The sequence below is a fragment of the Exiguobacterium sp. PvP048 genome (assembly GCF_040549175.1).
Taxonomy (GTDB): Bacteria; Bacillota; Bacilli; order Exiguobacteriales; family Exiguobacteriaceae; genus Exiguobacterium_A; species Exiguobacterium_A artemiae.
Genome location: NZ_JBEPSU010000002.1, coordinates 241,375 through 264,607 on the forward strand (window position 1 = coordinate 241,375; position 23,233 = coordinate 264,607).

At 47.3% G+C, this 23,233-nt stretch carries 22 protein-coding genes and 1 riboswitch; of the genes, 10 read left to right on the forward strand and 12 right to left on the reverse strand.

The annotated features are described in order from the left end of the window. Positions 1-28 precede the first annotated feature (28 nt). From ABIC15_RS05740 to ABIC15_RS05765, 6 genes are all read right to left on the reverse strand, one after another. Positions 29-2,017, reverse strand: coding sequence for a penicillin-binding transpeptidase domain-containing protein (locus tag ABIC15_RS05740; RefSeq protein ID WP_354019982.1), 1,989 nt, complete (start codon positions 2,015-2,017; stop codon positions 29-31). A gap of 125 nt (positions 2,018-2,142) precedes the next feature. Then, positions 2,143-2,859, reverse strand: a complete 717-nt coding sequence (locus ABIC15_RS05745; RefSeq protein ID WP_131503109.1) for a peptidoglycan DD-metalloendopeptidase family protein — start codon at positions 2,857-2,859, stop codon at positions 2,143-2,145. A gap of 326 nt (positions 2,860-3,185) precedes the next feature. Then, positions 3,186-4,076, reverse strand: a complete 891-nt coding sequence (locus ABIC15_RS05750; RefSeq protein ID WP_354019983.1) for a diacylglycerol/lipid kinase family protein — start codon at positions 4,074-4,076, stop codon at positions 3,186-3,188. A 120-nt stretch (positions 4,077-4,196) separates the two neighbouring features. Next, positions 4,197-5,672, reverse strand: a complete 1,476-nt coding sequence (locus ABIC15_RS05755; RefSeq protein WP_114596320.1) for an alanine/glycine:cation symporter family protein — start codon at positions 5,670-5,672, stop codon at positions 4,197-4,199. A 213-nt stretch (positions 5,673-5,885) separates the two neighbouring features. After that, positions 5,886-7,736, reverse strand: coding sequence for a ribosomal protection-like ABC-F family protein (gene abc-f, locus ABIC15_RS05760; protein ID WP_354019986.1), 1,851 nt, complete (start codon positions 7,734-7,736; stop codon positions 5,886-5,888). A gap of 288 nt (positions 7,737-8,024) precedes the next feature. Next, positions 8,025-8,906 (reverse strand): DUF1002 domain-containing protein, encoded by an 882-nt coding sequence (locus ABIC15_RS05765; protein ID WP_354019987.1) that lies wholly within the window; start codon positions 8,904-8,906, stop codon positions 8,025-8,027. A gap of 190 nt (positions 8,907-9,096) precedes the next feature. Then, a riboswitch (TPP riboswitch) is annotated at positions 9,097-9,202 on the forward strand. Positions 9,203-9,276: 74 nt separating this feature from the next. Here ABIC15_RS05765 and tenA point away from each other — a divergent pair. Beyond that, complete coding sequence (tenA, locus tag ABIC15_RS05770; protein WP_354019988.1) at positions 9,277-9,972, forward strand: thiaminase II; 696 nt, start codon at positions 9,277-9,279, stop codon at positions 9,970-9,972. 67 nt (positions 9,973-10,039) lie between these two features. Here tenA and ABIC15_RS05775 read toward each other — a convergent pair whose 3' ends face one another. Beyond that, positions 10,040-10,813, reverse strand: coding sequence for a sporulation protein (locus tag ABIC15_RS05775; RefSeq protein ID WP_114596316.1), 774 nt, complete (start codon positions 10,811-10,813; stop codon positions 10,040-10,042). Positions 10,814-10,929: 116 nt separating this feature from the next. Between ABIC15_RS05775 and ABIC15_RS05780 the strand changes: the two genes are divergently transcribed. From ABIC15_RS05780 to ABIC15_RS05805, 6 genes are all read left to right on the forward strand, one after another. Then, positions 10,930-12,114: a class I SAM-dependent methyltransferase gene (locus ABIC15_RS05780; protein ID WP_114596315.1), complete on the forward strand. Its 1,185-nt coding sequence runs from the start codon at positions 10,930-10,932 to the stop codon at positions 12,112-12,114. 34 nt (positions 12,115-12,148) lie between these two features. Next, on the forward strand, positions 12,149-12,574 hold the full coding sequence (locus ABIC15_RS05785) for a BrxA/BrxB family bacilliredoxin (RefSeq protein ID WP_354019989.1): 426 nt from the start codon (positions 12,149-12,151) through the stop codon (positions 12,572-12,574). A 284-nt stretch (positions 12,575-12,858) separates the two neighbouring features. Next, a complete protein-coding gene (locus ABIC15_RS05790; protein WP_354019991.1) occupies positions 12,859-13,635 on the forward strand; it encodes a transporter substrate-binding domain-containing protein in 777 nt (258 codons plus the stop codon). Between the two features lie 60 nt (positions 13,636-13,695). Continuing rightward, on the forward strand, positions 13,696-14,352 hold the full coding sequence (locus ABIC15_RS05795; protein ID WP_114596312.1) for an amino acid ABC transporter permease: 657 nt from the start codon (positions 13,696-13,698) through the stop codon (positions 14,350-14,352). A 13-nt stretch (positions 14,353-14,365) separates the two neighbouring features. After that, complete coding sequence (locus ABIC15_RS05800; RefSeq protein ID WP_041261856.1) at positions 14,366-15,088, forward strand: amino acid ABC transporter ATP-binding protein; 723 nt, start codon at positions 14,366-14,368, stop codon at positions 15,086-15,088. Between the two features lie 60 nt (positions 15,089-15,148). Further along, complete coding sequence (locus ABIC15_RS05805; RefSeq protein WP_354019992.1) at positions 15,149-15,757, forward strand: HD domain-containing protein; 609 nt, start codon at positions 15,149-15,151, stop codon at positions 15,755-15,757. Positions 15,758-15,799: 42 nt separating this feature from the next. Here the strand turns inward: ABIC15_RS05805 and ABIC15_RS05810 are convergent, their stop codons facing one another. The 4 genes from ABIC15_RS05810 to ABIC15_RS05825 all read right to left on the reverse strand — a co-directional run bounded on the left by ABIC15_RS05810 (position 15,800) and on the right by ABIC15_RS05825 (position 19,594). Further along, on the reverse strand, positions 15,800-16,513 hold the full coding sequence (locus ABIC15_RS05810) for a ZIP family metal transporter (RefSeq protein WP_012369847.1): 714 nt from the start codon (positions 16,511-16,513) through the stop codon (positions 15,800-15,802). Positions 16,514-16,663: 150 nt separating this feature from the next. Further along, positions 16,664-17,428 carry a 2,4-dienoyl-CoA reductase gene (gene fadH, locus ABIC15_RS05815; RefSeq protein ID WP_354019994.1) on the reverse strand — a complete coding sequence of 255 codons (765 nt, stop codon included), beginning with the start codon at positions 17,426-17,428 and terminating at the stop codon, positions 16,664-16,666. Between the two features lie 88 nt (positions 17,429-17,516). Further along, positions 17,517-18,452 carry a manganese-dependent inorganic pyrophosphatase gene (locus ABIC15_RS05820; protein WP_354019996.1) on the reverse strand — a complete coding sequence of 312 codons (936 nt, stop codon included), beginning with the start codon at positions 18,450-18,452 and terminating at the stop codon, positions 17,517-17,519. Between the two features lie 56 nt (positions 18,453-18,508). Further along, positions 18,509-19,594, reverse strand: a complete 1,086-nt coding sequence (locus tag ABIC15_RS05825; protein WP_214766053.1) for an N-acetylglucosaminidase — start codon at positions 19,592-19,594, stop codon at positions 18,509-18,511. Between the two features lie 78 nt (positions 19,595-19,672). On the opposite strand from ABIC15_RS05825, the gene ABIC15_RS05830 reads away from it, so the two are divergent. Both ABIC15_RS05830 and ABIC15_RS05835 read left to right on the forward strand, forming a co-directional pair. Then, on the forward strand, positions 19,673-20,626 hold the full coding sequence (locus ABIC15_RS05830) for an aromatic acid exporter family protein (protein WP_354019997.1): 954 nt from the start codon (positions 19,673-19,675) through the stop codon (positions 20,624-20,626). Between the two features lie 228 nt (positions 20,627-20,854). Then, positions 20,855-21,979 carry a M20/M25/M40 family metallo-hydrolase gene (locus ABIC15_RS05835; RefSeq protein WP_012369853.1) on the forward strand — a complete coding sequence of 375 codons (1,125 nt, stop codon included), beginning with the start codon at positions 20,855-20,857 and terminating at the stop codon, positions 21,977-21,979. Positions 21,980-22,036: 57 nt separating this feature from the next. Here the strand turns inward: ABIC15_RS05835 and ABIC15_RS05840 are convergent, their stop codons facing one another. Further along, positions 22,037-22,216 (reverse strand): hypothetical protein, encoded by a 180-nt coding sequence (locus tag ABIC15_RS05840; RefSeq protein WP_012369854.1) that lies wholly within the window; start codon positions 22,214-22,216, stop codon positions 22,037-22,039. A gap of 107 nt (positions 22,217-22,323) precedes the next feature. On the opposite strand from ABIC15_RS05840, the gene rnz reads away from it, so the two are divergent. Beyond that, a complete protein-coding gene (gene rnz, locus ABIC15_RS05845; RefSeq protein WP_354019999.1) occupies positions 22,324-23,229 on the forward strand; it encodes a ribonuclease Z in 906 nt (301 codons plus the stop codon). Positions 23,230-23,233: the final 4 nt, after the last annotated feature.

Here is a 23,233-nt window from a genome sequence, read left to right on the forward strand (position 1 = left end):
GTACCCTCGTTTGCTGTAGCATCACTTTTCATTTGTTGGCATGACTTTTTAAAACGTCGGCGACAAGACCCGATACATACGGGCTGCCCCGGTCTTCCTTCTCGACCGATTCAATCATGATCGCAACGAGCAAATCTTTCTTGTCATTATCATAGCCGACGAAAAAGCCGTTCTCCTGACCGTTTTCTTCACCGGACTTCTTTAGTTCAGCTGTACCTGTTTTGCCGGCAACTTTAATTTCAGGAATATCAGCCGGTAAGGAATAGCCGGCATGAACGACATCATACAGATCGTCGCGGATCATTGCAGCATCTTTTGCGTCGAGGACGTCTTTTTTCCAGACCTGCTTCGTTTTTTCTTCTGCAAGCAACGTCGGTCGATAAATTGTCCCGTCCGTCAGGAAAATCTCGTACATCGAAGCAAGGTGCAGGATGTTTGTCAGCATCTGTCCTTGTCCATAAGATGTATCCATCAGCTGACCGTCGGAAGCAATCGAACCGTCGTTTGAAATTTGTGACGCCCGCATCGGATAGGTGAAGGGAATCTTTTCTCCGTATCCAAGTGCTTCAAGACCGGAAGTAAACGTGCTGGTTCCGATTTGTTCGAGTGTCGATTTTGCGAAGTAGATATTATCCGAGTAGACCAAAGCATTATGGAGATTGACAGGATCCGGTGTCTCGTGAATCCGAGTGACGTTGAAACCGTCGATTTTTGTCTTTAACCCGTCAATCGTATACGCTTTTTCCGGATCGAGCGTTTGACTTTTTAAGCCGACCGCTGCCGTCAACGGTTTTTGGGTCGAGCCGGGAGCAAAGGCACTCGTAAACCGGTTCAACAGCGGTTGATCCGGATCGTTCGTCAGCGTATCGAGACGGGCCTGTGAAATACCCGTTGTAAATTCCGACGGATCGAATCCGGGAGAACTTAACAGGACACGGGTCTCACCGGTCCGGGGATCAATCGCGGTCGCAGTCCCCGGATCCTCTTTCATCGTCGCATAGGTCGTTTGTTGTAACTTCCCGTCGATCGTCAGTTCGATATCCTGTCCATCCTTTGCTTCCGTCTCGGCGACGGTAATCGTTGTTTTATCCGGCTTGACGATGTTGATTCGGGCACCGGACGTACCGCGCAACGTCTCGTCGAGCACTTGTTCAAGTCCCCGTTTTCCGACTTGTTCGCCTGCTTGGATCGTTTGTTTGGATTGTTTGATGTCATCGGCTGTTGCGGAACCGGTATAGCCGATCAAATGGGAAGTCGCTTTCCCGAACGGATATGTCCGGACTTCCGTTTCCTTGACGCTGATACCGTCGAGTTGCTTGAGGCGGTCGATTTTTGATTTATCATTTGCTGTATACGTCTTCAGCGGAACGAATTGTCCATCCTTGACCCAACTGGCGCCGAGTGCATCTTCGATTGCAGAGACAGGACGGTCGAGCCGTTTGGCAAGCGCCGTAAGATCCTTGACTTCACCTGCAACGGCCCCGACTTGGTAACCGGTGCCTGTCGTGGCGAGAGGCTGATTTTTGACATCAAGTAAATCACCACGTTTTGCATCGAGCGTCGTCAACTGGACTTGATCCTCTTTCTTGAAATCCTTCAAAACAAACGAAGAATCCCAGTCAATGAACCAGTTTTCCGTATCTTGTTGTTTCTCGAACGTCAACGGGACGTCTTTTTTATAGGAAACCGGTCCGGCCAGTGTCTCAAAAGAGATTGTCACCGGTAAACTGGTCTGTTCCTTCTCTTCGTTTTCTTCGGTTTTCATTCGTTCGACAGAGATCTTTTCAATGGCAAGAGAATCGGCTAATTTTTTTGTCCGATCAATAAACTCTTTTTTACCGTATGTTTTTTTAGTTTCCTTGCTGGCATAATCAGCATACATTTTATCGTAATCTTGTTTTTCCCATAATTTGATATAGGCATCTAATCGTTCTTCAGGTGTCGGCTGATCTTGGCAGCCGGCAAGGATGGTCAGTACGAAGCTTGTCGAAAGCAGAAGCGGGAGTGTCTTCTTCAAGGGAAATCCTCCTTTACGGAAAGTCTGTCCTATAACCGTATCATTCTTTGCAAAGGATTTCATCTCGAACGAACGACAAAAAAACTCACGCGAAGACAAACAGTCGCGTGAGAGAAGATCAGGTCTTAATTAAAATAGTTCAGCGGGTTGACGCTGTTTGCTGCAGAAGAAGCGCTGTAAACATAGTTTCCACGGTGCATTTCAAAATGAAGGTGTGAGCCGAATGAGTTGCCGGTGTTGCCGATATTACCGATGCGTGAACCCTTAGCAACCGTTTGTCCAACAGAAACAGCACGACTGCTTAAGTGTGCATATACCGTCGTATAGGAAATTCCATTGACAGTATGCTTCATCATGATGTGGTTACCGTAAGCGCCGTAATACCGGGAAGTGATGACTGTACCGGCAGCAGAAGCATAAACCGGTGTACCGGTCGGGGCAGCGATATCAATCCCGTTATGGAACGTGTAACCGTAAGTACCGCTAGCGGCGCCATACCCTTGGGCAATCCGTCCACTGGCTGGTCGTGAAAATCCGCTAGACGCTTTTGTAGATGTCGTAACACTGTATTTTTTAGCATATGTAGAAGAGATGTAACGAGATGTGCCGCCGTAAGAAATTTTTGTCCAAGATCCGGACACTCCTAAATAATTGAAGGTTTGACCAGAATTGACACTACCGACAACTTTGTAAGCAGTCGAAGGACCCGTTCGAACCCGCAACCCGTCTGCAGTTACTTTTACTTTGTACGTTGTTGCTGCTTCAACTTTTTCTATACCCGTTGTAGCGAAACCAGAAACCATCAGTGCTGTCATTGTCATAGTTGTAATCATGCGTTTCATGTAGAAGTTCCTCCTAAAGTGTGAAAGACGACGGACGATTATGTAAGGGAACAAGACCCTTTCAAAGTTGTAAGATGCAAAGCATATGTATTTAATATGTATAAATATTTTCTTGATAGAATGATTATAGCATCGCGAATAACACAAAAATATTTCAGTTTCATTGCAAGATTATAGTTGTATAACATATATTGTAATGGAATATTTTTCATTTAGTATCTGAATTTATTTTTACTAAAATAGAATGTATAGCCCTTTTTATGAAAAAAATTAATAGCCCGTGATGATGTGTGTCTCACATCGTCACGGGCTATAGGCAAAAAGAATTAGGTGGAAACGGGTGCGAAAACAGTTAAATGCTGACTTAAGACCTGAACCGTAACGGGAAGATGACCCGCTGTGTCGCCGTCAGCATTAATCGGGAGACGTTCCTTTGAATCGATATGAACTTCTTTTGTCGTAAAATATTCCACCTGATCAGCGTCAGAAATTTTTCCGGTTAATAGTTTCGGTAAGGCCTGTAAGGCATCAAAGAAACCAAGCTGTTTGACGATGAAGACATGCAACAGACCATCGTCGACACGGGCTTCTTTCGCAAACGATTCGAAACCGCCGACGGAATTGGTCAAGGAAATGATCAGGAGAGGCGTTTCACCATCAAACGATTTTTCTTTCGCCGTCAGTTGGATCGGATAGGGACTGTGGTCTTTAAAGGCTTTTAGTCCTTCAATGAAGTAGGCGACGGAACCAAGCGATGTTTTTTGTTCGACACTTACTTCTTCGACCGCTTCTGCAATCAAACCGACAGCGATGACGTTCATGAAATAATGATCATCATACTTACCGATGTCGAGCGGGCGGGACGGGGCATCCTCTAAAACGCTGATAGCTTCCTGCGGATCTGTCGGAATGTTTAATGCACGCGCTAAATCATTGACCGTTCCGAGCGGCACGATGCCAAGCGTCGGTCGATGTTCTTGTTCCGCGATGCCGGTGATGACTTCATTAACCGTTCCATCTCCACCCATAGCGACGACGGCATCATAATGCCCGACTGCAGCTTGTTTGGCAAATTCGGTTGCATCGCGTTCTTTTTCCGTAAAACGGACATCGACTTCCGTAAACCGTTGCGCCAATGTTCCTTCCGCAAATTCAGCGTGTTTCTTTCCAAGTTCTTTACCGGATGACGGATTGATGATGAGCATGACTTTTGACACAAATGATTCCTCCTTTGATTCTACCTGTTCCTATTTTCCCAAGATTCCATAAACATAATCCTGGACAGAAAAAAACCTTGGACATCACGAAGATTCGTCATGTCCAAGGAAACGATGAAATTAGCGACGGGCGATTGGAGGAGGGGATGCTTCTCCTGCTGCCGGACGAACGGTTTCTTCTTCGTCCCAACACTCTGTATTTTCGATACCGAGTGCTTTCGCCGAGAAGACAGGATCGAGTCCTTTTTTCCGTTGTTCCTGGTAATCGTTGATGACTTTGAGGGCGATACCGCCTAAGAGTGAGATGGCCGTCAAGTTGATCAACGTCATACCTGCCATGAAGAGGTCAGCGAAGCTCCAAACCATTCCCAGACTGAGTACGGAACCGATGAAAACAAAGGCCATTGTCGCAATTCGGAATCCGAAGACAGCAGCCGGACTGTTTTTGATGAATTCGATGTTTGTTTCACCGTAGTAGTAGCTGCCGACGATCGAACTGAAGGCGAACAAGAAGACACAGATTGCAATGAAAGCTGGAGCGATAGCGCCAAGCTGCTCACCTAGAGCATTCTGTAGCATGGCGATTCCTTCGCCGTTACCCGAAGCATAGCTGTCACTCAACAAGACGATAGCAGCTGTTGCTGTACAAACGATCAACGTATCAAGGAAAACACCAAGTGTTTGTAGGAATCCTTGTTTGGCTGGGTGAGAAACTTCGGCCGCCGCGGCAGCGTTCGGTGCAGAACCCATACCGGCTTCGTTTGAGAACAGACCCCGTTTGACACCAAGCGAAATCGCGGCTCCGACCGATCCGCCGAAAGCTTGCTCGATGCCGAAAGCGCTCTTGAAGATCATCGCGAAGACGCCGGGAAGTTCCGTCAGGTTCGTGACGACGACGAACAGAGCAGCAATCAGGTAAAGACCGGCCATGACAGGGACGACGATGGCTGAGAACTTCGCCACCCGGTGAACACCACCGAAGATGACCAGTCCTGTCAAGACAACGAGTACTCCGCCGACGACAGCTTTATTGACACCAAAGGCATTATCAAATGCTGCCGCAATCGTGTTCGATTGAACGGAATTGAAGATTAAGCCGAACGTGACAGCGATTAAGATGGCGAAGACAACACCGAGCGCACGGTTTTTTAAACCTTTTTCGATGTAGTAGGCGGGACCGCCGCGGTAAGCATTCGTTTTACTGTCGCGGACTTTATAGACTTGAGCAAGCGTACTTTCAATTAAAGCCGTTGCGCCTCCGAGTAATGCGACCATCCACATCCAGAAGACGGCACCGGGACCGCCGAGCGTAATGGCAATCGTAACACCGGCGAGGTTACCAGTTCCGATTCGCGTAGCGGCACCGATGAAGAACGACTGTAAAGAGGTGATGCTTTGTCCTTCATCGTCCGTTGTCTTCTCGTTTTTATCGAGTGTGACACGGAACATTTCTTTTAAGTACCGGAACTGAATGAATTTTGTCCGAATCGTAAAGTAGATGCCGACTCCGATCAGTGCCGCGATTAAAACATAAGACCATAATAAGTTGTTGGCAAAATCGACTCCTGATTGTACTGCTTGCTGAAAGGCATCCATCTGAAAAATTCCTCCTAATGTGTTGTAGTAAAATGGCTATACGCTAAATTATACGAATTTTCAGATAATAAGCAAGGTAAATTTTAAAACTTTTTTTCACAAACTAACTGTGTTAACTATTTAGAATGTAAAAAAGAGTTTGTTTTTTACTATGAAAAAAGACCTGCCGAAGAGGACGACAGGTCAAAAAAGAAATGCTAAGAAACAGATTGGTCATTCCAAAGTCAGAAATTGTTCGTAAAGGTCGTTGAGGTGATGCACCAGCTCTTCACGCGCGTCAAAAAGTTTCGTCAATATGTCGTAATCCGTTGCCTGTTCCAGTTCTGATCCCAGCAGATGGAGCTCCTGCTCTGTCTGATTAATGGATTCTTCCAGTTGTCGTGAGCGTTGCATCGGAGAAATCGGAGTTGATCGTTTAGGCAGTTTTTTATTTGAAGGGATGTGTTCCGTTTCAGCCACAGGAGACTTTACAGCGTGCTTACTTACCGCATAGGCGTAGGGACCGTGATACAACGCCGGCGTTTGCTCAAGCCAAAGTGTTTTCGTAAACAGACGATTCAAGAAGTAGCGGTCATGTGAAACGGCGATCAACGTCCCTTCAAACGACTCAAGTGCCTCTTCGAGAGCGTCACGTGATTCGATATCGAGATGATTCGTCGGTTCATCGAGAATCAAGACGTTTAGTTCCGAGTGGACTAAAATTGCGAGCATCAGACGCATACGCTCGCCCCCGCTTAAAGCGCTCACAGGTAAAAAGACACGCGGACCGAAAAATAAAAACTGGGCGAGGTGTTTTCGGGCTGTCCCTTCATCGCTAGCGATACTTGACCGGAAGATATCAATCAAACGTTGATCGTCAGGAAAATCGATGTGTTGCGATAAATAGCCGATTTTCACCGAAGGCCCCCGCGAGATGAGACCGCTTGTCGGTTGGATCCGTCCTAACAACAGTTGCAACAGTGTCGTTTTTCCGCTGCCATTGGCGCCGACGATGGCCAGGCGATCTTTTGCGACGATTTCAACAGTTAAGGCGTGAAACAAAGGATTCTCGGTAAAGGAGACCCTGACATCTTCTAGTCGATAGACCATCCGGCTTGTTTTGCCTTGGGCATTAAAAACGACATCGGGCGTCACGGCTTCGAGTTGAGGACGTTTAATACGTTCGATCCGTTCAAGTGCCCGTTCCATCGATTTCGCTTTCCGAAACAGCTTTTCGCTCGGTGGAGAAGCTTCATTCGCCCACTGGCGAAGGCGGCGGATCGCATCCTTCATTTGCTTGATTTTTTTTTGTTGTTCTTGATAGGCATGGAATTGCTCGAGCAACAGCCGTTCTTTTTCCGTCATATAGTACGAATAGTTCCCCCGGTATAGTTGAATCTGACCATCTTCCAGTTCGGCAATGCTCGTTACGACCGTATCGAGAAATACACGATCGTGTGACACGATCAGAACGGCGCCGGCATAGCTCGATAAAAAGGATTCAAGCCATTCGACGGCTTCGAGATCAAGATGGTTCGTCGGCTCATCGAGAATCAACAAATCGGGTTCGGTTAACAGCATACGTCCGAGGCAGATTTTCGTTTGTTCGCCGCCGCTGAGCTGCTCGAACGACCGGTCGAGTAGAGGATGTAGTCGTAAACCGTTAATCATCCGGTCGACTTTGGATTCAAGCAGATAACCGCCTTGCCGCTCGAATGTTTCCGTCACCTTCGTGTACTGCTCAAGCAACGATTCGATTTGATCCGTGTTCGTTGTCATGGCTTGTTCGAGATCGTGTAGTGACTGGCGTAAGTCGAGCAAGGAGGCAAAAGCGGTCCATAGGACATCAAGTCCGGTCATGCCGGAATTGTAGACCGGTAACTGTTCCAAGTAACCGATCGATAGTCCGCTTTTTTGATAGATAGTCCCGGCATCGGGTGAATCAAGTCGTGCCATCAAACGCAGGAGAGTTGTTTTCCCGCTCCCGTTGCGTCCGATTAAACCGATCCGGTCGTTTGATTGGATAAAGAGGGAGACGTCCGTTAGAACGTCTTCGCCTCCGAATTGTTTTGTCAGGTGTTGCATGTCGCAGATCATCATAGGAAATGTCCTCTCTGACGCATCAAAAAAGGAGAGTGCAAACAGCACTCTCCTCGACTCGTGGAAGATGCGCTTTGCTTTATTTTTCAAGTATGGAGTTCTTCAAAAAAGGGCAGACTGATCCCTTAGAACGCCATTCCATGAAAAATTGCGCGCAACAGATAAAGTTGTTCCATCAACCAATGCTTACACGCAGCAAAACCCATGTCTTCCCACCACCTTTTCTCATTCGATGACTCTATTTTACCATTTCAACCGGAACGAAAGAACAGATTATTTAAATAAGCCGGCAATGGAGTTGAAAAATGCACTTAAGCCGTCAAACAGCTTTGCAAAAAATCCTTTTGTTTCTTCTGAGGTTGCAAAGGATTGAATGTTTTGCCCGGCATCCTTCAATCCATTTTCAATTTGTCCCCAGTTGAGGTCTGCTTGCTCCATTTGATTAAACAAACCGGTCAAGCGTTCCATCTGGGCATCGGACAGATTGATGTTGTTGTTTTGAATGACTTGGACGATGACATTCTCGATCTCGACTTTTGTTTCCGGTTTTTGTTTGGCGATTTCCGCTTTGATTTCGTTCATCAAGTCGGCGACTTTGTCCGTTCCGACCGTTTTCCCAACGTCCGACGTGACGGACAATTCTTGTTGGGCCAAATCTTTTCGTTCATCCGTCAGTTTGATCCCGGTTTCAGCCGACGTCTGATCGTAGGCTTTCATGATTCCGGTCAAAGCCGAAGTGCCGGTTACTTTATAAGGGGATGTGATGGTGATGTCGGCATCGGTTACGCCGGCCGTGACGAGGGCATTCAAGTACATGTCTTTCGTCACCCACGTGATATTTTCCGTTGCGACGGACAGACCGTCACCTTTTTCGGCTAACTCGATCTTGGCGGAGGAATACATGCCGCCGCCGCGCTGGGACTGGGGAATATTTTTCCCGAGATATTTTTCTTCGTCCGCAGACGTCGCGATAATCGGAGTGATGCCTTCCGGTGCATTCAGGCGGGACAAGACCCATGTTTTATCCTTTGCCCCAAGCGATTCGCCCAGTGTGATGATTGTTTTATCGACGACCTGCTCGGCAGATGCAGCGGTTGGCAGTAATAGCATCGTGGCAAGTAATGCCGAAGCGGTCCATGTGATGGTTTTATTCATAAAAAATTCCTCCGTTATTTAAGTATCAGGTACTAAGTTCAGTCTAATCGACCGGTGACAGAAGAGAATCGGTCTCAAGAACGAGCTGGCATCGACCTTCCGTCATGTACATTGTACAAAAAAATCGAGTGAAATGACGAGAATGGGTCAATTCCATATCAAATCATGATAAACTCAAAACAAATCAAATAACGACCACTAGGGGAGTCAGTAGGCTGACTGAGACGACGGAGACGTGCGGACCCTTTGAACCTGATTAAGTTTGGACTTACGGAGGGAAGTGGCGTGGCTGATCCTCTTTTTGTGATCGTTTCACGTCATACCTGACAAATGGTGTGGCGTTTTTTTGATTAACAAAGGGGGAAACAAGATGACATTCAGTGAAGAAATCCGGCAAGCGGCAAGACGGTATTGGGACAGCAGCTTTATCCATCCATTCGTAACCGGCATTGCGGACGGAACATTGCCGGAAGAAAAATTTCGTCATTATGTTTTGCAGGATGCCTATTACTTAAAACATTTCGCAAAAATTCAGGCACGGGCCGCTTCGAAAGCACAGGACTTCGCAATGATTGCCGAACTTGCGGAACATGCGACGTCGACCTATGCTGCAGAACTCAGTCTGCATCAATCGTTTTTTGAACCGCTCGGAATTTCAGACAAGGTACTGGCAGAGTTTGAACCGGCACCGACTGCATACGCGTATATTTCGCATATGCACCATGCGAGTGAAGGAACGCTTGGGGAGACGATCGCTGCGATTTTACCGTGTTACTGGCTTTATTATGAGATTGGACAACAGTTACAAGCCGCGACACCGGCTTCACCGATTTATCAGCAATGGATTGCGACATACAGTTCGGAATGGTTCGAGCGGGTGGTCTTTGAACAGATTGACCGGTTAAATGAGTTGGCAGAGAAGGCGGGTGAACATGAACGCGTCCGGATGAAACAACATTTCGTCAGAAGCTGTTATTACGAATTGATGTTTTGGCAGATGGGCTGGGCGGAAGAAACGTTTGAACGGCAGTATGAACAGACGATGGAAATGACATCATCCAAGTAAAGAAGGAAATACAAACACCGGATCCGCTTATCGTCGGATCCGGTGTTTGTTCTATAGAAAACATCAATCAACTGTGGTGTTCAATCAAATCGGCGAGACGTTGCTTCACGAGTGACGGATTGGTTAAGTCCTGATTCGATAATGAAAGTTTTGTCATCGTCTCGTCGGTTCCTGCCATTTCGCTGAACAGCGAACCGAGACTGTGGGCACGGCGGTCAATTTGGACGACGATGTCGATGCCGGAGCGGTCCTGTAATAAAATGACTTCGATTTCGTCCAGCTTGTGAGCGTAATGTGTCCCGCGGGCAGAATACTCGAGTTCCTGTGCAATCGGCAAATCTTTCCGGAAACGTCCCGGTAATTTTTCTGTATCGGCCTTTTTTAAGCGGAATCCAAGATCTTCCATTGCTTCGAGGATGACCGATTGATGGTCGTTCGCCTTGACGACGACCGCGTCATGGTCGGAAGGGTCGACGGCTTGCGCGATGTCGAGGCCGGTCTCAATCCATGATTTCGATTGGCTGACGGAGAGTGGTGTATTAAAGGGAACTTGGAGTGTAAACGGAATTTCCCGTTCAACGCCTGCTTCGATTGTAAACGGTGCTTCATTTAATGCAAAACGGTCGAGTGTGAACGTTGTAAATGACGTACTGTCCCCGACTTCTTGTTTGTACTGGGTATTAAAGGCGAGATAAATCCGGGCGATTTCCTGATCGACGTTACCGCCTTTAATATGAACGACTCCTTGAATCGTTCCACCTGGTTCACATTGATCGTGCTCGAGGCGTGTATCGACGGTGGCGGCACCGATGCCGATTTGCGAAAGAATTTTTTTGAACATGTTGTGTTCCTCCTTAAATTAAGTATGACAGCCGAAAATAAAGCTGACTTGCTTGTCGAACGGGGACGAATTTGCTACAGTTTCGAAAGACCAAACAAAAAAGGACGGGACGATACGTGGAACTACACCAATTAAAAGACCTGCTCACTAAAAAACTGGAGGCGGCTTCACTCGTCCACGCGACGATCAGCGGTCCGCGCCAAAAATCAAACGATCTTCGTCGAATCAAGTTAAAGCCGATTCTACTTAAAGATACGTATGCAATCCAGTTAGAGTTTCAACATGAACGGATCATTAAGCATGAGAACTTAAGTATAGAAGAATTTATTTTACGAATGGACGAATATTTTAATGAATTTCGTCAATTTTTATTCCGTTTTGAGACGGAAGAAGTCCAGTTCCAGCTTTCGAAGAAAATGAAAGTTTCGCTGAAAACGACAGCCAAGGAACCGGTGAAGGCCGAACTGTCTCATAATCGAAAGAAAAGTCATCTGCTCGAAGACGGCGTGCCGGTCCCGTTTTTGATCCGTCTTGGTGTCATGACGGAAGACGGACAGGTCAAACGTCAAAAATACGATAAGTTTAAACAAATCAATCGTTTTCTTGAATTCGTCGAAGACAGCATTGCAGCGTTGCCGCAAGGGCGTACGTTACGGATTTTGGATTTCGGGTGCGGTAAATCGTATCTGACGTTTGCTCTTTATCATTACCTGAAGGTCGTCAAGGGCTTTGATTTAAATGTCACCGGTCTTGATCTTAAGAAAGAAGTCATTGAGGACTGCACCGTGATCGCTGCTGACTTAGGGTATGACGATTTATCATTCCGTGTCGGGGACGTCCATGATTACGACCAGGATACGGAAGTTGATTTAATGGTGACGCTGCATGCTTGTGACGTGGCGACGGATGTCGCACTTGCCCGTGCCGTTGATTGGAACGCATCAGTCATTCTCAGTGTCCCGTGTTGTCAGAAAGAATTGAACCGTCAATTGGATTGTTCACCGCTTGACGTCATGCTGCAACATGGATTGATTCAAGAAAAGTTTGCTTCACTCGCGACGGATTCCATCCGGGCAGAGTTATTGACACTGGTCGGATACGATACGCAATTGCTTGAGTTCATCGATTTGGAACATACGCCGAAAAACATCTTGATTCGGGCCTACAAGAATCCGAAGCAGCCAACGGAAGAAAAAATTGACCGGTATATCGCTTTCCGAGACCTGTTACACGCTAAACCGTATTTAGAACACGAATTGAGCGGCAGACTTGGACAGATTTCACCGAAACTCGTACAATAAAGAAGACAACGATTTAAAGGGGGAAATAAATACAATGGATTTCCAAATGTATTTTGAAGATGTCGTTCAAACGGCACGTAAAGAAGCAGCTGCGGCTGGTTTTGAAGAATTAACGACGGCCGAAAGCGTCGATGAGGCGATGAAGCGTGACGGTTTGACGCTCGTCCTCGTCAATTCGGTTTGTGGATGTGCCGGTGGCATCGCGCGTCCGGCTGCAGCTTATATCAACCGGATGGAAGGTGTAAAACCGGATCATTTCGTGACCGTATTTGCAGGACAAGACCGGGAAGCAACAGACCGGGCGCGTGAATACTTCGAAGGATATCCATCGTCATCACCATCATTCGCATTGATGCAAGATGGAAACATCCTCTCGATGGTCGAACGGTTTGACATCGAATCGTTTACTGCAGAAGAAGTCGTCGAAAAGTTAGAGTCATTGATTGAAATCTACGCGTAACAGTGAAAAAGAGGCCAACGTGAAAACGTTGGTCTTTTTTTGTTTGCACGGGAATAAAACAAAAATAAATGTAAGCGTTAACAAAAATGGTGTTGATCAAATAAAGCGAATAAATTCAGGTTTTATGCACTATTTTCATATTTTTATGCTTTACAATGAATAAATATTCGTATATTCTAAAAGCAATTAATCAGGTCGAACTTTTTAGTATTGAATTAGAAAAAAACATAAGTCATACTATTGTTAAAGTTCTGACAATTGAGCGTTGGAAGGGGAATTTATTGATGAAGAAATTAGTAGCAACGGCAATGGCAGGCATTCTTGCAGTCACGATGGCAGCATGTGGGGCTTCGGAGGAATCAACAGGCGACACGACGAAGAAGAACGATAAAGTATTGACGATGGGAACATCAGCGGATTACTTCCCGTTCGAGTATATCGATACAGCAAAAGGCGATGATATCGTCGGCTTTGATGTGGCAATCGCCAAAGAAGTGACAAAAAATCTCGGATACGATCTAAAAATCGAGGACATGGAATTTGGTAGTCTGCTCGGAGCACTCAGTGCGGGACGTGTTGATTTCGTCATGGCAGGAATGACGCCGACCGACGAGCGGAAGAAAAACGCCGACTTCACGGATATTTATTTCCAGTCTAAAAACCTGGTCATGACGAAAGATAAAGCCATCACGTCAGATGACGAATTAAAAGGCAAGAAGCTAGGTGTCCAACTCGGATCGATCCAGGAAGCGTTGGCGAAGGACCGTTACAAAGACAGTGAAGCTGTTTCATTAAATAAAATTCCGGAAATCATTCAGGAGTTGAATACGGGCCGGATCGACGCCTTGATCATTGAAGACGCAGTGGCCGTCAAGTACATGGATCAGGACAAAGCATTAAAAACGTATGAAATCAAAGAAGACGGGCCAACCGGTTCGGCCGTCGCCTTCAAAAAAGGGGACAAAATGCGTGACGACTTCAACAAAGAGTTGAAGAAGATGATCGACAACGGCGACATCGATAAACTCGCGGAAGAATGGTTCCAAAAAGAAGCAAAATAAGAGTAGTGCATAGGGGTGGGGGTAACCTCATCCCTTTTGTGCGACGTTAGGAGATTGGTTATGATAGACTTTACAAAGATTCAAGATTCAATCCCATATATTCTGCAAGGAATTCCAGTTCTATTTCAAGTCGTCATCGTCGCCGCGATTGCCGGTATGTTAATCGGGATCGTCGTCGCAGCGCTGAAGATTACGAAAAATGGATTCGTTCGGTTCATTGGTCATGCCTATACGGCAGTTTTCCGCGGAACGCCGCTCATTTTACAACTGGCGATCATTCACTTTGGGTTACCGCAGTTGACAGGGTACGTGACGACCGGTTATCAATCGGCGGTCATTGCCTTTTCTCTGAACTCCGGTGCCTATATCTCTGAAATCATCCGGGCCGGGATTCAAGCCGTTGACCGCGGACAATGGGAAGCAGCAGACGCCCTTGGTATTCCTTACATGAAACAGTTACGATCAATCATCTTGCCGCAAGCGTTCAAAAACATCCTGCCGGCACTCATGAATGAATTGATCACATTAACAAAAGAATCGGCATTGGTCTCAACGGTCAGCGTACTTGACGTCATGCGCCGGGCGCAGGTCGTCGGAGGAGAAAAGGCCTTGTATTTTGAGCCGCTGTTGTTTGCGGGATTCATTTACTTCGTACTTGTCATGGGATTGTCCTTGATTGGTCAACAAGTCGAAAAAGCTATGAGAAAGAGTGGGTAATCAGATGGAACCTATGATTCAAGTGACTGATCTGTATAAGCAGTTCGGAAAATTAGAAGTCTTAAAAGGCATTACGACGACGGTCGGGCGGGGAGAAGTCGTTGCCGTCATCGGTCCGTCGGGATCCGGGAAATCAACGTTCTTACGATGCATCAATTTGTTGGAACAGCCGACAAGCGGCACGATTAACGTCGATGGGTTTGAACTGACGAAACCGAAAGCCAATATCGCGAAGGCCCGTCAAAACATCGGCATGGTGTTCCAACAGTTTAATCTGTTCCCGCATAAATCGGTCCTCGATAACTTGATTTATGCACCGATTAACGTGCTTGGTCTCTCGAAAGATGCAGCTGTCAAACGGGCGGAAGTCCTGCTCGAACGCGTCGGTTTGGCCGAAAAACGGGACAACTTCCCGAACCAGCTGTCGGGCGGTCAAAAACAACGGGTCGCGATTGCCCGAGCGCTCGCGATGGAACCGAACGTCATGCTGTTTGACGAACCGACATCAGCCCTTGACCCGGAAATGGTCAATGAAGTGCTTGACGTCATGAAACAACTCGCGGAAAGCGGAATGACAATGGTCATCGTTACGCACGAGATGGGCTTTGCAAAAGAAGTTGCAGATCGCGTCCTGTTCCTCGATGAAGGGATTCTGATGGAAGAAGGCAGTCCGGTTGAACTGTTTGATCATCCGAAAACCGATCGCGCCAAAAAATTCTTGGAAAAAGTGTTATGACGAAAAGCGCTGACTCGATTCAACGAGTCGGCGCTTTTTTTAAGACAGGGGAGGTAGATTATGGGGAACGAAGAAACGGAACGGTTTGTCCAAGCGTTTCATGCCGCTGATTTTTCCGGACATGACTTTGCCCACATCGAACGTGTCCGGAAGATGGCATTACGGATTTCAGCAGCTGAGGGAGGCGACGCACACATCATTGAACTCGCTGCACTCCTGCACGATGTAGCAGACAGTAAACTCGGCGGAACGAGTGACAGCGTCGATCAGTATTTGCGACCACGCGTCCCGGAACAGGACCGCCTGCATATCCTCGACATCATCAACAGCTTATCGTTTAAAGGAGGCAACCGTCCGACGATGAAGACACTGGAAGGGAAGATTGTCCAGGACGCGGACCGCTTGGACGCGATCGGTGCGATTGGGATTGCCCGGACATTTCAATTTGCAGGACACTTTAAGGAACCGATGTATGTGCCGGGACTCGTTCCCCGCGAGCCGGGTGATCGGACAGGGACGACAAGTGCCTTACATCATTTCGATGAAAAATTATTCCGCTTAAAAGATTTGATGAATACGAAGACAGCGAAGATCATTGCTGAAGATCGTCATCAGTATATGCTGGAATTCGTCGAACGGTTCAAGCAGGAATGGAACGGTCAGTACTGATAAAAACAGGGATCTGCTCCTGATAGAGCGGATCCCTGTTCGTTAACTTAAGATGACAGCTGTAATCAGACCGAGGGAAGCGAACAGACCAACGATGGCTCCGCCTTCCTCATGCGCTTCCGGCATCATTGTTGAAGCGAGCATGGCAATGATACCGCCACTGGCAAAAGCACCAATCATCGCAAACTGCATATCCGGCAATTCTGATAAAATCGAATACCCGGCAAGGGAGGCGAGCGCGGAAATCAACCAGACGACTCCCCACATGACCAGGATTTTTTTCTTCGAGAAACCGTCTTTTTGTAAGCCGGTCGTGCTCGACAAACCTTCCGGGATGTTACTGACGAAAATGGCTGCGACAAGCGCGGCGCTGACATTTCCCGATAATAAACTGGCACCAATCATGATCGATTCCGGAATCGCATCAAGAATCGTTCCGAAAAAGATGGCAGTTCCTGTCCCTTCGTTTCCGCCGGATGAGCGTTTTCGTTTACTGGCCCCACGTGAGGAAACAAACATATCAAAAGCAGTGAACACGAGTGCCCCCACGATGAAGGAGATGCCGACAATCTTCGTCGTGGATTTATTTAGGGCTTCATCCAATAACTCAAACGTTGCCGCCCCGATTAAAATCCCTGTTCCAAACGACATCACGTATCCGATCAACCGTTGTTTAAGAGGGAGAAACAAACCAATCAAAGCTCCGATGACGACGGCTCCTCCAGCGATGGCCCCCCACATAAAAGCGATTCCCATGTAAACATCCTCCTTAGCTCTTTCCCTATCTGTATTACTATTTTCCTAAAAAAATGATTGATAAACATAGCTAGTTAAAAAAGCAGAAAAGGTAATCCGCAAACAAGGAAAAACGCCTTTCGCTGAAAAGGCGAGAGGCGTATTGTATGATCAAAACGGTTGTTTATTTAACCAATGCCCGCCGTCGAGGGCAATACATTCCCCATTTAAATAACTCGCTTGATCGGACAACATCCAGGTCGCTAGTCCGGCGATTTCTTCCGGTGTGCCGAATCGGCCGAGCGGGACGTTGCGGCGAATCCGTTCCGCATGTTCCGGTGACATGGCAAGTTTATCGGCGCCGCCGGTCCGTTCAATCGGTCCCGGACTGATTGCATTGATGCGGGCTCCGTATTTGTATCCCCATTCGACAGCAAGTGTTCGTGTCAGGTTCAGGACACCAGCTTTTGCCGCAGCACTCGGTGCGACACCGGCACCTGCCTGCCACGCGTATGAGGCAACGATATTCAAGATTTGTCCGCCCGATACGTTGTCTTCCTGCCAGCCTTTGACGAGGGCATGGGAACAGTTGAATGTCCCGTTCAAGACGATATCAATTACCGTTTTCCATCCGTTCGGTGAGAGTTCGTCCGTCGGACAGATGAAGTTACCGGCGGCATTGTTGATCAGGGCTTCCAGCTGTCCAAACTGTTGCCGGGTTTGATTGACGGCAGCGATACAGGCATCCGGATCCCGGACATCCATTTGTATGACACTGTGTTGTCCGTCAATCGCTTGTAAATCCTGATCGGTTTGCTGCAACCGTTCGGCATTCCGACCGGTCACGACGACATTCCACCCGGCTTCTTTTAAAGCGATTGCCATCGCTTTCCCCATTCCGCTCGTACCACCTGTGACAAGTACTGTTTTTGCCATTTCCAAAACCCCCTTATAAAATGAATGAATTGCCATTCAATATAAGTATTCAAAAAAGAAGGAGTAAACTCCTTCTTTTGAACAGAAATTATTCGACGGCTACTGCCGTATTTGTCAACACAGGAACAACTTGTTTTTTCCGCGAAACGACACCTTCGAGATAAAGGAGATGGTTCGTCGCTTCAAGTCCGAAGGCCCGTTCGACAAGCGATGCTTCAGGTCCGAGGACGAGCGCCACCGAATTGTTCGTCAGGATATCCGTGACGAGTAACATGTACAAATCCAAATCTTTTTCGGCAATCAAGGCTTCGATCCGCGTTTCGAGTTCTGCCTGACGAAGCAAGACTTCTGCCGTGTCGACCGTGTTTGCTTGGGCAATCTCGACTTTGAATGGTCCCATTGAGAATTCTTTTGCATCAAGTGAGATCAGCTCATCGACGGTTTTCTTCGATAGATCAGCACCCGCTTTTAACATGTCGAGACCATAAACGTTGGCGTCGACACCGGCAATCGTCGCCAGTTCACGTGCGGCTAACACGTCTTGCTCCGTGCATGTCGGCGACTTAAACAACAAGGAATCGGAAACGATGGCTGACAACATCAAACCGGCAATTTCCGGTTTGATCGCAACACCGTGTTCTTTGTACATTTTGTTTAGGATCGTCGTCGTGCAACCGACTGGTTCCGCACGGTAATAAACCGGATCAGATGTCTCGAAGTTGGCAATCCGGTGATGGTCGATGACTTCCGTCACTTTGACAGCATCGATATCATCCGCGCTTTGTTGACGTTCATTGTGGTCAACAAGAATGACGTGTTGTGCTTCTTTTGATACTTCCGTTACGAGGCGGGGACGAGCGACTTTAAAGTAGTCGAGGGCAAATTGTGTTTCCCCGTTGACTTCACCAAGACGAACGGCTTCAGCATGAACACCGAGCTCTTTTTTTAATTCGGCATAGGCGATCGCCGATGCAATCGTATCCGTGTCCGGATTTTTATGACCAAATACTAAAACTTTTTCCATGTGTATTCACTCCTAAATGATTGATGTCTCGCCCATTAGTGTACCATAAGTCCGTTTTAGACGGCGTTCATTTTCAAGAGTATGCCGGCGATTTTTTCGCTCCAATACGGATCGGATGCGTAAAAAACATTCATTCCACGTGCCTTGTTTCCAAGAAACGGACCGCGGTAGTATTTCCCGTCTTTCGAAAGATAGTCGCGGGCAATGAAGCGGCCTGTTTTCCGGATGGAGTCTTCAAACGAATCATAGGCCGTCGCATTTTGACCGGGAGCAATATCCGTTGCATTGACGCCAAACAGATTGAACTTGTCTTTTGCGATGTCCGACCGTCCGTAATCGGACTCGTGAATCGCATGGGCAAGCAGATAAGCCGCATTGATGCGATAGGTGCGTTCAACTTGCTTAAAGGTCTTTCCTTTCCCGATCAACGGACTGTCGGGAGCATTTTTTTTAATGTAGGCATCGAGTTGTTTCGCTGTCAAAGCGGTCGGTTTCCGTAAATCCTGCGTTAGTGTTTTCGATTCAACGTACTGCATCGTTCGGTCATCTAACGACGCTGGTGCTTCCCCGGCTGTGATCAAACCGCCGAGTCCGGCATCGGCGACGATGTAATGCAACAGACGATCGCCTTGCTTTTCATAATAGGACCGGTTACTGGATTGTTCAAGCGGGTAAAGAGTCAGCCGATCGGAAGCAACGTAACCGGTCAGACCGGCAATTTCAACCCGGCTGACGGAATCTGTGTACGCAAGCAGGGAAAGACGGCTGCCGGGGGCGATATACGTATGTCGTTTTTTTAGAGCGCGGTCGGTGTAGATGTTCAGCGTCTGATTCGGCTTGACGATGCCGATCCCGCTGCCGGTCAAATAGATATAACGTTCATCCGCCGTCCGTTTGACGGCCCCGCGGCGTCCGTCGATAAAGGCCTTCGCTTTTTCGGCAGAATCGAATTCTTCTTCCCGGATGACTTTCCCGTCCCGATATAATTCCGCAACATAAGGAGAAGCCGGAGGAAGAATGGTTTGCGGTTTCTCCCGTAACAGCAGGAACAATCCGCAACCGAGTAAGAAAAAGAAGACAAGCCCCTTGAAAGAACCCGTTCGACGGACCGGGCGGGCGGGGCGAATTGTACGTTTAGTCAAAAAATCACGTCCTTCAAAAAAATCAATCGACAACCTAGGTAAAGAATAGGTAACCTAACAAAGAATGGAGGGAAGTCTGTGTTTATCGGATATCGAACGTTAAAAACCGCTGTCGCAGCGGCACTGGCGATGTGGATTGCGGAAAAGATGCAGCTGGATTACTACGTCTTTGCAGCCATCATCGCTATTTTGAGTATTCAAGCGACAAGAAAAAAATCATTTCGGTCGTCGTATGAACGGATCATGGCGTCCATTCTCGCGATTGGACTTGGTTTTGTCATCTTCGAAGTCATCGGCTACCGTCCGATTGCCATTGCACTTTATTTCATTCTATTTCTTCCGTTGACGCAACGCCTCCGCCTGCAGGACGGTTTTATCACGAGTGTCGTCATTCTCACCCATCTTTACGTCGCACAGCAATTGAATCTGGCCATCTTTTTAAACGAAATTTATTTGCTGCTGATCGGTGTCGGTGTCGGACTACTCATGAACATGTATATGCCGAGTCTCGACCGGACGATTGCCGAGCGGCGGCTGCAGATCGATCAACGGATTGCCGCCTTGTTCTTTGAAGTCGCAGCCGCGATTGAAACGGGATGGATCAATCGGCATTCGTTGACACTGCACGAGACGGAACGGCTGTTGAAGGAAGGAAAGGATGCTTCGCTGAAACGGATGGGCAATGCCATCGGTCGACGGAATGATGATGAAGACTACCTGTATTTCCGAATGCGTGAACAACAGTTTGAATTATTAAACGGAATCGTCCGCAACGTCGATGATCTTGTCCTCGTCGTAGAAGAAGGAAAAAAAGTCGCCGGCCTGTTCCGGACAATTGGTGACAATGTCCGACCCGATGCCGACGCAACGTTATTTTTAGCGGAACTCGAACGACTGCTCGAAGAGTTTCGCGAGTCACCGCTCCCGAGGACACGGGATGAGTTTGAAGTCCGGTCCGCTTTACTGCATATGTTGCAGGAAGCAGAGCAATATTTGCAATTAAAGCAACGATTCGTCAATCAGAAGAGGTAGAACATCGTCGAGGCAAAGGTGCCCAGCAGGAAAATTGTCAAAATCGTAATCGTCGTCCACTTAATGATTCGTTGTTGTTTTGATGGTTTTGCCATAGCAAGACCGCTCCTTTCATACTTCCATTGATTATAGCCATTGTACAAACAACGCTTGCGAAGTGCAAATCTGCCTATAGATGGTATACTAAAAAAGCGCTAGATGAACTGAAAAAATGAGGAGGAATGCAACATGGTTAATGAGCAACGTGTGCTCGACACCTTTTTAGAACTGGTCCAGATTGATTCGGAATCAAAAGAAGAGGCACAAATTTGTGCCCATTTGAAAGAGACGTTTACGGCACTGGGGTGTGACGTATTCGAAGATGACGCTTCATCGAAAACCGAGCATAAAGGGAACAACTTAATCATCACGCTTCCGGCAACAAAAGACGGCGTCGATAAAATTTATTTCACTTCCCATATGGATACGGTTTTCCCGGGACAGGGAATCAAACCAATCATCGAGGACGGTTACGTGAAGACGGACGGAACGACGATTCTTGGGGCAGATGATAAAACGGGGCTTGCTTCGTTGATCGAACTGGTCCATGTCTTAAACGAAACGAACCAGCCGCACGGGAAAATTCAATTCGTCATTACGGTAGGGGAAGAATCAGGCTTAGTCGGCGCTATGGTTCTCGATCCTTCGAAGATTGATGCGGATTACGGTTTTGCTTTGGACTCGGACGGTAAAGTCGGAGACATCATTACGGCTGCACCAACCCAAGCGAAAGTAAATGCCAAAATTTACGGTAAAACCGCTCATGCCGGTGTGGCACCTGAAAAAGGAATTTCGGCCATCACGATTGCAGCAAAAGCGATTGCCAAAATGCCGCTCGGCCGCATCGATGAAGAAACGACAGCAAATATCGGACGCTTCAGCGGTGGTGGTCCATCGACCAACATCGTATGTGATTACGTGGAAATCTTTGCCGAGGCCCGTTCGCTCGTTGCGCCTAAAATGGAAGCTCAAACAGCGAAAATGAAAGCGGCGTTTGAAGAGGTTGCCGCTGAATTTGGCGGACGTGCCGAAGTCGAAGTTAAAGTCATGTATCCTGGTTTCAAATTTGAAGACGGTGATCAAGTTGTCGAGGTTGCGAAAGCAGCGATTACACAACTCGGTCGGACACCACGTCTCTTGCACTCTGGCGGGGGATCAGATGCAAACGTGATTGCCGGTTTCGGTATTCCGACCGTCAACCTGGCTGTCGGCTATGAAGACATTCATACAACGAATGAAAAAATGCCGATTGAAGAGCTCGTGAAAACAGCAGAATTGTGCGTGACGTTAGTCGATTACATCACAAATAAATGATGACAGACTAAAAAGAGTGTACCGCGACATTGCGGTACACTCTTTGTTCGTTTACGATTAAGTTAATTGAGGACGTTCGAAAAATTCCATCGACTCCAGAATGAGTTCCTCGGTACAGAGTAAAGTCGTTGCGATTTCTTGAAGTTGAATCGATTTTCCGTACTGTTGCCGATAGTTCTCGTTCAATAAACGAGCAGCTTGTACGACACGTGCATAAGTCCGTTCGATTTTGGTCATGGAAAACCCACCTTTCGAATCAGTATAGGCCCATTTTAGCATGCTTCGGACCGAGAAAGGTGTATTTTATGTATTAAAAATGCTAATTTTACGAAAAGGGGAAAAAGATGGAATTTTATTTTTTAGGGACCGGTGCAGGAATGCCGTCCAAACAACGGAATGTGTCTGCGATTGCGCTCTTACATCCGAAAATGACCTGGTTGTTTGACTGTGGAGAAGCGACACAACACCAAATGTTGCACAGTCCGATTAAACCGCGCAAAGTCAGTACGATTTTTATTACACATCTGCATGGAGATCATATTTTCGGTCTTCCCGGCTTCATCAGTACGCGGGCTGCACTCGAAGGAACGACGTTATTAACGATTTTCGGTCCAAAAGGAATCAAGGAATGGCTCGAGGCAACTTTGCGTATCACCGGTACGTACTTACGTTATCCGCTTGATGTCATTGAAGTCGAAGCCGGTCAGACCTATGAGCAGGAAGGATTTCACATTCACGTTGAAGCGTTGGAACATCGCTTTTTAGCCTACGGTTACCGGATTGAAGGTCAGGAAGAAAAAGGAGCTCTGCACGTTGAAGCGCTGAAACAACTGGGTGTCCCTTCAGGACCGCTCTATCGACAAATCAAACAGGAGGAAACGTTTGTTTTCGAGGGAACGGAATATCAGTCAACGGATTTTCTCGGAGAACCGAAGCCGGGCATCAAGTTGGCGGTGTTAGGAGATACGGTACCATGTGAAGGAAGCCTTCGGTTGGCGGAAAAAGTCGATGTTCTTGTCCACGAAGCGACATTTGCCGATTCGGAACAGGATCATGCAGGACGATTTGGTCATTCAACAGCTAGACAAGCGGCTGAAATCGCTTTGAAAGCAGGGGTGAAGAAACTGTTGTTGACGCATATTTCGGCGCGATATGTCGATCAGGAACAACGGTTGGAAGCGGAGGCGCGGGAAGTATTTGAAGAGTCATACCTCATGACGGATCATCAATCTGTCGTGATTAAGGGGTAACCAA

Coding starts and splice junctions, on each gene's coding strand:
- ABIC15_RS05745 (WP_131503109.1), bottom strand. CDS start 2,859: ATGAAACGCATGATTACAACTATGACAATGACAGCACTGATGGTTTCT.
- ABIC15_RS05755 (WP_114596320.1), bottom strand. CDS start 5,672: ATGGATGCCTTTCAGCAAGCAGTACAATCAGGAGTCGATTTTGCCAAC.
- abc-f (WP_354019986.1), bottom strand. CDS start 7,736: ATGCAACACCTGACAAAACAATTCGGAGGCGAAGACGTTCTAACGGAC.
- ABIC15_RS05765 (WP_354019987.1), bottom strand. CDS start 8,906: ATGAATAAAACCATCACATGGACCGCTTCGGCATTACTTGCCACGATG.
- tenA (WP_354019988.1), top strand. CDS start 9,277: ATGACATTCAGTGAAGAAATCCGGCAAGCGGCAAGACGGTATTGGGAC.
- ABIC15_RS05775 (WP_114596316.1), bottom strand. CDS start 10,813: ATGTTCAAAAAAATTCTTTCGCAAATCGGCATCGGTGCCGCCACCGTC.
- ABIC15_RS05785 (WP_354019989.1), top strand. CDS start 12,149: ATGGATTTCCAAATGTATTTTGAAGATGTCGTTCAAACGGCACGTAAA.
- ABIC15_RS05790 (WP_354019991.1), top strand. CDS start 12,859: ATGAAGAAATTAGTAGCAACGGCAATGGCAGGCATTCTTGCAGTCACG.
- ABIC15_RS05795 (WP_114596312.1), top strand. CDS start 13,696: ATGATAGACTTTACAAAGATTCAAGATTCAATCCCATATATTCTGCAA.
- ABIC15_RS05800 (WP_041261856.1), top strand. CDS start 14,366: ATGATTCAAGTGACTGATCTGTATAAGCAGTTCGGAAAATTAGAAGTC.
- ABIC15_RS05805 (WP_354019992.1), top strand. CDS start 15,149: ATGGGGAACGAAGAAACGGAACGGTTTGTCCAAGCGTTTCATGCCGCT.
- ABIC15_RS05810 (WP_012369847.1), bottom strand. CDS start 16,513: ATGGGAATCGCTTTTATGTGGGGGGCCATCGCTGGAGGAGCCGTCGTC.
- fadH (WP_354019994.1), bottom strand. CDS start 17,428: ATGGCAAAAACAGTACTTGTCACAGGTGGTACGAGCGGAATGGGGAAA.
- ABIC15_RS05820 (WP_354019996.1), bottom strand. CDS start 18,452: ATGGAAAAAGTTTTAGTATTTGGTCATAAAAATCCGGACACGGATACG.
- ABIC15_RS05835 (WP_012369853.1), top strand. CDS start 20,855: ATGGTTAATGAGCAACGTGTGCTCGACACCTTTTTAGAACTGGTCCAG.
- ABIC15_RS05840 (WP_012369854.1), bottom strand. CDS start 22,216: ATGACCAAAATCGAACGGACTTATGCACGTGTCGTACAAGCTGCTCGT.
- rnz (WP_354019999.1), top strand. CDS start 22,324: ATGGAATTTTATTTTTTAGGGACCGGTGCAGGAATGCCGTCCAAACAA.